At 44.7% G+C, this 10,122-nt stretch carries 11 protein-coding genes and 2 pseudogenes; 6 read left to right on the plus strand and 7 right to left on the minus strand.

Going from position 1 to position 10,122, the window contains the following annotated elements; all coding sequences use genetic code 11:
• Positions 1-29 precede the first annotated feature (29 nt).
• The 3 genes from thrC to BM122_RS10390 all read right to left on the minus strand — a co-directional run bounded on the left by thrC (position 30) and on the right by BM122_RS10390 (position 4,195).
• On the minus strand, positions 30-1,451 hold the full coding sequence (thrC, locus tag BM122_RS10380; protein ID WP_074905501.1) for a threonine synthase: 1,422 nt from the start codon (positions 1,449-1,451) through the stop codon (positions 30-32).
• A gap of 98 nt (positions 1,452-1,549) precedes the next feature.
• Positions 1,550-2,863 (minus strand): homoserine dehydrogenase, encoded by a 1,314-nt coding sequence (locus tag BM122_RS10385; protein WP_074905502.1) that lies wholly within the window; start codon positions 2,861-2,863, stop codon positions 1,550-1,552.
• A gap of 96 nt (positions 2,864-2,959) precedes the next feature.
• The gene (locus tag BM122_RS10390) at positions 2,960-4,195 is read right to left on the minus strand and encodes a pyridoxal phosphate-dependent aminotransferase (protein WP_074905503.1); all 1,236 of its coding nucleotides are present in this window, start codon (positions 4,193-4,195) and stop codon (positions 2,960-2,962) included.
• A gap of 233 nt (positions 4,196-4,428) precedes the next feature.
• Here BM122_RS10390 and BM122_RS10395 point away from each other — a divergent pair, with 233 nt between their 5' ends.
• On the plus strand, positions 4,429-4,797 hold the full coding sequence (locus BM122_RS10395) for an Mth938-like domain-containing protein (RefSeq protein ID WP_074905504.1): 369 nt from the start codon (positions 4,429-4,431) through the stop codon (positions 4,795-4,797).
• Between the two features lie 36 nt (positions 4,798-4,833).
• On the opposite strand, the gene BM122_RS10400 is transcribed toward BM122_RS10395, so the two are convergent.
• From BM122_RS10400 to BM122_RS25075, 4 genes and pseudogenes are all read right to left on the minus strand, one after another.
• On the minus strand, positions 4,834-4,962 hold the full coding sequence (locus BM122_RS10400; protein WP_371264915.1) for a winged helix-turn-helix domain-containing protein: 129 nt from the start codon (positions 4,960-4,962) through the stop codon (positions 4,834-4,836).
• Positions 4,959-5,108 (minus strand): annotated as a pseudogene (locus tag BM122_RS26570) (IS982 family transposase); the annotation flags it as partial. The pseudogene BM122_RS26570 and the gene BM122_RS10400, both read right to left, overlap by 4 nt.
• A 180-nt stretch (positions 5,109-5,288) precedes the next feature.
• Complete coding sequence (locus BM122_RS10405) at positions 5,289-6,059, minus strand: porin (protein ID WP_256211990.1); 771 nt, start codon at positions 6,057-6,059, stop codon at positions 5,289-5,291.
• Positions 6,060-6,078: 19 nt separating this feature from the next.
• Positions 6,079-6,318, minus strand: coding sequence for an outer membrane beta-barrel protein (locus BM122_RS25075; protein WP_371264916.1), 240 nt, complete (start codon positions 6,316-6,318; stop codon positions 6,079-6,081).
• 21 nt (positions 6,319-6,339) lie between these two features.
• Between BM122_RS25075 and BM122_RS10410 the strand changes: the two genes are divergently transcribed.
• The 5 genes and pseudogenes from BM122_RS10410 to BM122_RS10430 form a co-directional block, all read left to right on the plus strand.
• Entirely contained in the window at positions 6,340-6,558 is a 219-nt protein-coding gene (locus BM122_RS10410) for a hypothetical protein (protein WP_074905505.1), read from the plus strand.
• Positions 6,548-7,099, plus strand: coding sequence for a type II toxin-antitoxin system VapC family toxin (locus BM122_RS10415; RefSeq protein ID WP_074905506.1), 552 nt, complete (start codon positions 6,548-6,550; stop codon positions 7,097-7,099). Before BM122_RS10410 ends, BM122_RS10415 begins: the two co-directional genes overlap by 11 nt.
• Positions 7,100-7,254: 155 nt before the next feature.
• Positions 7,255-7,926 (plus strand): BREX-3 system phosphatase PglZ, encoded by a 672-nt coding sequence (pglZ, locus tag BM122_RS10420; protein ID WP_074905507.1) that lies wholly within the window; start codon positions 7,255-7,257, stop codon positions 7,924-7,926.
• A 101-nt stretch (positions 7,927-8,027) separates the two neighbouring features.
• Positions 8,028-9,329: pseudogene (pglZ, locus tag BM122_RS10425) on the plus strand (BREX-3 system phosphatase PglZ).
• Positions 9,329-10,122 (plus strand): hypothetical protein (locus BM122_RS10430; RefSeq protein WP_074905508.1); only part of this gene is annotated, 794 nt, incomplete at its 3' end. The pseudogene pglZ (BM122_RS10425) and the gene BM122_RS10430, both read left to right, overlap by 1 nt.

Consider the following 10,122-nt stretch of genomic DNA (forward strand, 5'->3'; position numbering starts at 1 on the left):
TAAAAGATTGATCTATTCAGAATGAAATCTTAATCATCAAGTCTGTTAATCTTCTGGGAGATAAAGGTCTTGATCGCATCCACATCTTTATCCATGACCTCAAAACGTTGAGGTAGGTCCTCCAGATTTTTAAATCCTGCAGACCGTGCAGGCTCAAATCCCACAGCTTCTTTGATACTTTCGGCAAACTTTGTGGGTAGCGCAGTTTCCAGGCAAATAAGCGGAATGCCTGGTTCGCGATATTCAAGTCCAACTTTTACTCCATCCGCGGTATGGGTGTCAATCAAAACCTTGTATTCATGATAGAGTTGGCGAATCGTATCAATGCGTGCGGCGTGATGACTGGTGCCGGAAACAAAGCCAAACTCTTTCGTCTTGACCCATAACGCAGTCCCAAATAGATCAAAGGCATTTCCTTTATCAATGGATTGCCATAATTCCTTAACCCGCATAGCATTGCGGTCTGTCAGATCAAAAATAAATCTTTCAAAATTGGAAGCTTTGGAGATATCCATCGAGGGGCTGCTTGTGTGATGTGTTTCAGTAGTAGTGCGCGGCCGATACAGTCCAGTACGAAAAAACTCGTCCAATACGTCATTTTCGTTAGTGGCTAGAATGAGTTGTTTGATTGGCAGCCCCATCATGCGCGCAACATGACCCGCGAAGATATTTCCAAAATTTCCCGATGGCACAGAAAATGATACTTGCTCATCATTAGAATGAGTAACTGCAAAATACCCTTTGAAATAGTAAACGATCTGCGCAGCTATGCGCGCCCAGTTGATCGAATTGACCGTGCCGATATGGTGTTTTTCTTTGAATGTATGATCATTACTGACTGCTTTGACAATATCCTGGCAGTCGTCAAAGACACCGCGAATAGCAATATTGAAAATATTGTCATCTTGTAAGGAAAACATTTGTGCGGTTTGGAAACGGCTCATTTTGCCAAGTGGCGAAAGCATGAATACACGGATACCACGTTTGCCGCGCATGGCATACTCAGCACTTGAACCGGTATCACCTGAAGTGGCTCCGAGTATATTCAGTTCAGCATTTGTCTTGACCAATGTATATTCAAACAAATTTCCCAATAACTGCATGGCGATATCCTTGAATGCCAAGGTTGGCCCATTTGACAAACACAAAATGTGCAACCCAGGTTCAAGGGTTTTAACCGGTGTAATGTCTGTGCTGCCAAATGCTTCCGCTGTGTAAGTGCGCGCTATCAAGCTGCGCAAATCATTAGCAGGAATATCATCCATGAAACGAGAAAGTACTTCAAATGCAAGCGCTTGATAATCAAGATGACGCCATGCTTCAAGTTCAGGTGGACTGATCTTTGGATAAACTTCAGGTACAGCGAGCCCACCGTCTGGAGCAAGGCCGCTCAGCAGTATTTCAGTAAAAGTTCTTGGCGACATACCGCCGCGAGTTGAGATATAACGCATAATATTCTGATTGAAATAATAAGGGAGGAGAAGAAATAAGCGACTATCCTGGACTGATTTTGAAAAAATGCATCAATTCGACTCAAATTAAATCATGCTTATTTGTTTAATTCTTCCAAACGGATTCGTACTATCTTTCCTGCCATAGTAGGTAACTTCTCAATTTTATCTAATGCTGCAATGATGTTCTTTTCTACCGTTGTATGAGTGAGCATGATGATATTGACTTTATCCTCTTCCTCAGCGTGCTCTTTCTGCACCATAGCGTTGATCGAAATATCTGAATCAGCCAGGATACGTGTAATATCGGCAAGAACACCGGGTTGATCCATCACCTGTAATCGAAGATAGTAAGCGGTTTCAACCTCTTCCATCGGCACGATCGGAATATTTGATAATAATTCTGGGAGAAATGCGAGATAAGGCACGCGATGTTCCGGATCGGCAGTAAGCAAACGTGCTACATCGATCAAGTCGGCTATCACCGAGCTGGCTGTAGGTTCTGCGCCTGCCCCTGCCCCATAGTAAAGCGTCGGTCCGACGGCGTCACCTTTCACGACTACCGCATTCATCACGCCTTCCACATTGGCGATCAATCTTTTAATAGGGATGAGGGTAGGATGCACACGTAATTCAATACCCTTTGTTACACGTTTGGTAATCCCGAGTAGCTTGATGCGGTAACCGAGCTCTTCAGCATAGCGGATATCGTCATTACTGAGTTTGGTGATGCCTTCGATATAGGCCTTGTCAAATCTGACTGGGATACCAAAAGCGATCGCTGCCATGATGGTTATTTTATGGGCAGCGTCGATTCCTTCTATATCGTAAGTAGGGTCAGCTTCAGCGTAGCCAAGTTTTTGTGCGTGGGCCAACACTGTACCGAATGCAAGCCCTTTCTCACGCATCTCCGACAAAATAAAATTACTGGTGCCATTGATAATACCAGCAATCCATTCTATTCGATTGGCGGCTAGTCCCTCGCGCAATGCTTTAATAATGGGTATCCCGCCTGCAACTGCAGCCTCAAAGGCAACAATGACGCCTTTTTGCTGAGCGGCTGCAAAAATCTCACTGCCATGAGATGCTAAAAGCGCTTTATTGGCCGTAATCACATGCTTGCCGTTGGCAATAGCTTGTAGTATCAGCTCCTTGGCAATAGTTTGTCCGCCAATCAATTCGATTACGATATCAATATCGGGGCGTGAGACGACTTCGAATGCATCAGCAGTTACTGTCGTGTCGCGATCAGCCAGGCGGCGTGCTTTTTCGATATCACGGTCAGCAATAATACGGATCACAATATTGCGACCGACACGGCGCGCAATTTCTTCCTGGTTACGTTTCAGTACGGCGTAGGTACCGCCGCCAACTGTACCAATTCCTAATAAGCCAACGTTAATGGGTTTCATATTCCAATTCTTAAAATAAGCAAAGCATATTACAAAATAATTAAATTATGGATTTTTCAGAATTTCTGAGAATATTTAATGAGATTTGCTATGGGATTATACGGCGTGAGTACCATGACGTTTACGATAACGTTCCAGAAAATGTGCGATGCGATCGATTGCTTCAGATAGATCATCACTATTGGGTAAAAACACTACACGGAAATGATCTGGATAGAGCCAATTAAAGCCCGTTCCTTGTACTACTAGCACTTTTTCTTCCAGTAACATATCCAGCACAAATTTCTCGTCATCCTGAATAGGATAAATTTTTGGGTCCAGGCGCGGAAACAAATACAACGCGGATTGGGGCCGAAAGCAACTTACACCTGGAATATCGGTCAGAAGTTGCCAGGCAAGATCACGTTGTCGCTTGAGTCTCCCAGTAGGCAACGTAAGATCGTATATGCTTTGATAGCCCCCTAATGCAGTCTGGATACCAAATTGCGCGGGTACGTTTGCACATAGGCGCATAGAAGCCAGCATATTTAAGCCCGCAATATAATCCTGTGCGCGTTGCTTATCACCTGATACTACTATCCAACCAGAGCGAAAACCTGCTGCCCGGTAATTCTTCGACAAACCATTGAATGTCACGAACAAAATGTCATCAGCTAAAGAGGCGATTGAGGTATGTAGAGCTTGATCATAAAGTATTTTGTCATAAATTTCGTCCGCATAAATGATCAAGTGATGCTGACGGGCAATTTCTATGATTTCGAGCAATAAATCGACCGGATACAGCGCCCCTGTTGGATTATTGGGGTTGATGATGACGATCGCGCGCGTACGAGGCGTAATTTTAGCACGAATATCATCCAGATCCGGGAACCAATCAGACTGCTCATCGCAAATATAATGGCGTGCAGTTCCCCCCGCTAACGATACGGCAGCTGTCCACAACGGATAATCAGGCGCAGGAATGAGCACCTCATCGTTGTTTTCCAGCAGCGCCTGCATGGCAAGCATGATCAGTTCAGAAACGCCATTACCAATATAAATATCATCCATTTGCACATTTGGAATATGTTTTTCCTGGGTGTAATGCATGATGGCCTTGCGTGCAGCGAAGAGGCCTTTTGAATCACAATAGCCAGAGGCAGCGGACAGATTCCGGATCACATCCTGTAATATTTCCTCGGGTGCTTCAAAGCCGAATGAAGCAGGGTTGCCGATATTGAGTTTGATAATGTGATGACCTTCTTCTTCCATTTGTCTGGCCCGATCAAGTACGGGTCCCCGAATATCGTAACAGACGTTAGCAAGCTTGCTGGATTTCGTGATGGGCTGCATGGTTAATATGAAAACTACACTGTAGTAGATAGATATTGAAAAAATAAAGAGAATATAATGTTACCTGACCCATATATTTTTGCAAAAAAGTAAAATAAAAAAGTCTCAATTTTTTATTGATAACTACTTGCTGCACAACCGTTCAGCAACACAATAAACTGAAGATAATTTTTAAATATATTCTATTTGATAAAGAACAGACTCTTATCGATAAATAAGCAGGAGGTTTCGCATTGAAGCTACATCTTTCACAGCATGAAGGAATCAATATTTTCTCCGGATACGGAGAAGGCTATGTCACGATTAATCAAGTCCGTTACGAGCATAATTTGATTGTACTGCCAGATCACATTATCGAGAACTGGCAAATTGAAAATATAGAACAGTTGGAAGCAGCTCATTTTGATTGCATACGACCATTTCAACCAGAAATCGTCTTACTCGGAACAGGGGCAACACTGCGTTTTCCTGATCCTAAGTTGATGAAGGTAATGATTTCTTCAGGGATTGGATTAGAAGTGATGGATACACATGCGACTTGTCGAACTTATAATATTTTGTCTACAGAAGGGCGGCGGGTTGCCGCTGCTTTGATAATCTAGTTTAGAAATTGGATCGGAAAGTAAGCGTTTTTTATCTTATATCAGCCGATAGCCTACCCCGGGTTCAGTAAGCAGAAATTCGGGTTGAGCTAGGTTACGCTCTAGCTTTTGCCGCAAGTGCCTCATGTAGATGCGTAGATAACGTGAGTACGACATAAGGATCATAGCATCACGGCTGGAAGAGCCTGAGTGTGTATAATATTAAGGGAAGGTTTCTTCTCGCAGAACGTATAAGTCACCAGCCCGGCTATCAGATTAAAAAAGTTAAATGGACTGCGATGGCGAGAATGCTCGATTTGCGAACTGTTCCTTGAATTTAAGATATTTTTTACTAGACCAAAACAGAATCAACTTCAAATACTCAAATTCACTGATTTTCTTTCAGACTCATTTCTCTATTGGAAAATAATGTCATTCTCACAGAAAATGTTTTGAGATTTTCGTGATTGTATATGAAATGTCACCAAAATCTAAAATCCTAGATAATTTCGTCAGAAGCTAATGGCTAATGATGTGGTGATGAACGTATTAATGTTACTGGTGTGGCCATTATTTGCAATGAAAATATCATCTTTACTCTTTAACGTTCTTGCTTCAATTCTCCATAGTAGAAAATTGGTAATGCTGTAGTCAAAATTAGCAGAGAACCCCCATGTCTTAAATCCGTTAGGAGTATCTGTAGCAATGATCACACCGTGCTTATCTTGATAATATTCTGCTCTAATTGCAACAGCAGTTTTTGTGGTAGGTGTATATCTCAAAATGGTGGTAGGATTGAACCAGATATTCATATTTGACGAGTCTTTGTTTTTTTGCTCAACGCCAATATCAAAACCAATAGTGGTGGAGAGTTTATTATTTAATTTAAAAATTGCATAGAAATTATGGAAATAACGCATTCTCCTATCACTATCAGGCTTGTCACTACCGATAAAAGTGCTGCTATTCAAGGTTACGCTTGGGGAAGACTTATAAGTAATTTGAGTACCGAATGAGGGAAGAGTATTCCCTTCCACTGGCTTAATGTGTTGCCAGCCATTCAGAACTAGCGAGCTTAAAAACCATTTGTCATTCTTAGAAGCGTAGCTGATTTTGGTGCCGGATTCAAAATATGGCGTGTTATCCGCTCCCAGGCTTCTAGTTAAAGTCCAATTGTCTTTCCCTACAGCACTTTCAAAGCCGATATGTGAAGGAAATACGCCAACATCCAGCCACAGGTTCTTTTCACCAGATAATTTTACCCCGGCATTGCCTTCGTACAAATTTCCTAATATGCCGGGTTCAGCTGCATAATTGGTTTTTCATGTAGGTACCTTCTGCCAACGCCAGGTTGGCCCTGAACCTGCTTGCGGCGTAAGAGGCCTTGATAGAAGCCAGATTTACCGAAACTTCATTATTTTTATTGAAACTATAAAGAAATGAAGGCTTGGTGTTATTTATCAGGTTATTGAAATCGTAGCTATAATAGCTTTCGACATAGAGACCAAAGGTGAATGGACCAAGAGTTAAGGTGATAAAGATTCAATCGCGTTAATTATATTTTTGGCGTTAACCTGCGCGAAAGCATTTACGCTCGTCAGCAAACAAGCAGCTAATACAACTTTCACAACTTTTTTCATCTCTACCATTCAGGTTGAGGGGCTTTCCGGGGAAGACATGGAGCTTCTGAAGCGCGTAGTGGACAATGCCAAGAAATATTACGCGAACCCGAAGAGTTATGATGCAGCTTGGCAGGAAGAGGATAACGAAGATGAACAATAAAGCTTATAACCTCGCTTCCTACTCTTTTACAACTGGAGAAGAGATTTTATTAGACGCCAACATTTGGCTCTATCTATTCCCAGCTCCGGGGAATCCACAATATGATTTTGCAAATCAGTATTCCTCAGCCTTTGCAAAACTTATTCAGGCAAAGGCTCGGCTGATACTGGACCCGATTGTTTTGAGCGAGTATTTGAACCGTTATTGTCGTTTAGAATGGGAAGGCAATTTCAGATCCCAATATTCAAAATACAAGAATTTTAGGCGGTCTACGGATTTTCATGCGGTGGCTTCTTCGGCTTATACGTTTGCATCAAAAATTCTAAGCTTTTGCCACATGCACTCGATATCAGCTAATGAACTGGATCTGAATCAGGCTCTAACAGATTTTAAATCCGGGCTGGTTGATTTCAAAGATGCACTTCTCGTAGATCTCTGTAAAAAGCGAAACCTGAAACTGATGACCAACGATGCAGACTTTCAACATGGCGGTATTGAAGTACTGACCACCAATCCCCGATTACTGAGAGCGTGTCCATAAAGCATTCGCTTCGAAAAAAACGTCTTGGCTTGAGGTATGCTGAGTTTTGTGGAATCCAATGTCATCCCTTTGCCGCACCAGATCCATGCCTTAACCAGGGTGATTTCAGGTGATATCCGTTCGTGTTTATTCGTGGTTCAACCAGGAAGCGCTTAATGAGTAGTTGGCGAGACGCCATCCTTAACGAGTTTGTACCCAACGTTAGCAAACTGACTCTGGTCGCAGACCCTGACGGTCTGTTGACCGAGGAGAAACTGGCGTTGGAGCTTCGCGGACGCGGATTCGACCTGATCGAGTTCAATGACCCGATCGAATTTAGATACGCCTATGAGTCCCTATACCGCTCAATCTTGGACCGGGGCGAGCACACCGATCTGGCGGTGATCCTCCATTTGCAGGATACCGAGCTGGAATCCTTGCCTTACGACCTGCTCCAGGCAGGACGCAAGCTCTCCTTCAATCTGGGGGATCTCTTTCCTAATCTGAGCTATTCCGTCATCGAGAAGCTCGACCGGAGCCTGCTCGATGCGCTCTTTGAGGCACAGCGCAAGTCGCCGCTGGATCGTATGGGCGACAACGCTACCAAGGATTTCATTCTCCGCCATGTGTTCGGCATCGCCGCAGAGCTGATCGTTAACGAGGTGGAGCTGCTGCGGGCTTTGCTTCATTTGCATTATGGGAAACTTCAGATTCCGCTCATGCTGGCTCAGCGGTTCGTTCAGGTTCTCAAAAGCCATGATGGATTCAAGGTTTGGCCCTTGGAAGAAATTGTTCCCAATGAGAAGGCATTTTTTGCCTTTCTGCAGGAGCGGTGGCCCCTTTCCTGAATAGCTTGAGAAAGATTAATCAGCTCATAGAAGATTCACCTAACAAATCAGTAGGGCAGCAGATTTGGTTACCGCAAAGCAGTACCCAGCCAGTGCGAACCATGCATGATGGGCGTCAGCCTCAATATGGTCTCAAGTATTTAGGGCCTAATCTCTTGCCGTTCGATCATCATGATATTAAGGTTTACGTCGACAACTTGTTCCTGGAGGGAAAACTCATACCTGTCGAGGCCGCTGGCATCGAGGTGGATGCTGGGTCCTGGGTTCGAAGTGGCATCGCCATGGCCGGTGTGGATGATGAAGAGCTTCGTATCTCCCGCCTGCTTGACTTTGTCGAAAAGGAGCTACCGACAGCAGAAGCGCGTTACTCTGACTGGACCGCCTTTGCGCTAAAATGGGCCGAGCTCTCTTCACTGGTCCACTGCGGCAACAACACCGTGCATCAGAACCGGCTAAGAGGAATCGGTGATACTTTGAATACGATTTTTACCGATTGGCTAGCCGAACACTATTCCAGCCTGATCAACCTGCCGCCAACAAATCCGGCTATGGTGCACCATGTGCCCCGCCGCTTGGCTCGGGATATAGAGGAGTTGAGGGGCAATCGTGTGGGCCTGATCGTGATAGACGGCCTTGCCCTGGATCAGTGGGTGACCATCCGTCAGTTTCTGCAAAAGCAGGATGTTGATTTGGTCGTGCGTGAATCCGCGATTTTTGCTTGGATACCAACGTTGACCACGGTATCGAGACAAGCCATCTTCTCAGGCAAGCTACCATTCTATTTCCCGGTATCTATCAACTCGACCAACAGCGAAGAGAAGCTCTGAAAGCAATTCTGGGAAGATTATGGCTTGTCTCGATTGGATATCGCCTACCAACGCAACCTGGGAGACGGCGATGTGTCCAGTATACTCGACTCTGTAATCCATCCCGGTAAGACCAAAGTGGCGGGTCTCGTTGTGGGCAAGGTCGACAAGATCATGCACGGCATGCAACTCGGCTCGGCTGGGATGCACAATCAGATCAAGCAGTGGTGCCAAGGTGGATTCCTTGCGGCGCTGGTCAGCTACCTGCTGGACTATGGGTATGAGGTCTGGCTGACGTCCGATCACGGTAACATCGAATGCGATGGTAAAGGCCGCCCATCTGAAGGTGTGATTGCCGAAACTCGCGGTGAGCGGGTTCGTGTGTATCCCACGCCGGAGCTCCGTTCTCAGGTCGCAGGAATCTTCCCATTTGCCCATGAGTGGCAGCCGGTCGGATTGCCAGCAGAATATTTTCCCCTGGTGGCTGGTGGCCGCGATGCCTTCGTGAATCCTGCAGAGGCCATGGTAGGTCATGGCGGTATAGCTATTGAAGAAGTCATCGTGCCCCTGGTGAAGTTTGAAAGGAGGATACGGTGATGGACAAAAGGCATGAGAAATTAGGTGTCAAACAGACGATTCAAAAATACTGGATGGATCGTACTGTTCAGATGATGCTAGCCGGGATGTCCGAAAAAGAAATACGAGCGGAATTGGATGAATTTCTGAAAACGCAAAAGCAAAGTGGTGGTACAGGTCAGAGAGGCGAAAAAACCTACGGAATGGCAATCGGTATTTTGGCTTCCTGGTTTGTTCCCGATTCTGATTTAGTTCCATTTCGTGATGAAGCACTAATGTTTGCAAGAAGTTTATCAACTGAGGAGTGGCTTCCGCTTCACTGGATAATAATATCTGCTTCATACCCTTTCTGGTTTAATGTCGCTAAGCAGGTGGGAAGGCTTTTTAATCTTCAAGATCAGATAACCCAGGTTCAAGTGTTTGAGCGCATCAAGGAACAATATGGAGATAGAGAAACCGTTGCTAGAAATGCACGTTATACCGTGCGCTCCTTTGTGGCTTGGGGAATACTTAAGGACGCTGAGAACAAAGGTTGTTATGAGAAATCGGTGCCAATCAGTGTTGCTGATCCTGATCTAGCCATTCTGATGTTTGAGTCCGTACTTCATGCTACCCCAGAAGGCAAGGTGGCACTAGGCTCGTTGTTAAATAACCCAGCATTTTTTCCATTCCAGCTCCCGCTCATAAGCGGGGATTACGTTTCTCAATGCAATGATCGACTAGTATATCGTTTCACAAAAATAGATACATTATGCGGCAAAATCGAAGTTGCGCCATCGGTAGATAACTGGTGCAGCATTCATCTCTGCAATGC

This window comes from Nitrosomonas communis, from assembly GCF_900114745.1.
Lineage (GTDB): Bacteria > Pseudomonadota > Gammaproteobacteria > Burkholderiales > Nitrosomonadaceae > Nitrosomonas > Nitrosomonas communis_A.

What these genes read in the sequence shown, in the direction of transcription:
- thrC (WP_074905501.1), bottom strand. Translation starts at nt 1,451, where the DNA reads ATGCGTTATATCTCAACTCGCGGCGGTATGTCGCCAAGAACTTTTACT.
- BM122_RS10385 (WP_074905502.1), bottom strand. Translation starts at nt 2,863, where the DNA reads ATGAAACCCATTAACGTTGGCTTATTAGGAATTGGTACAGTTGGCGGC.
- BM122_RS10390 (WP_074905503.1), bottom strand. Translation starts at nt 4,195, where the DNA reads ATGCAGCCCATCACGAAATCCAGCAAGCTTGCTAACGTCTGTTACGAT.
- BM122_RS10400 (WP_371264915.1), bottom strand. Translation starts at nt 4,962, where the DNA reads ATGATCCTTATGTCGTACTCACGTTATCTACGCATCTACATGAGGCAC.
- BM122_RS10415 (WP_074905506.1), top strand. Translation starts at nt 6,548, where the DNA reads ATGAACAATAAAGCTTATAACCTCGCTTCCTACTCTTTTACAACTGGA.
- pglZ (WP_074905507.1), top strand. Translation starts at nt 7,255, where the DNA reads ATGAGTAGTTGGCGAGACGCCATCCTTAACGAGTTTGTACCCAACGTT.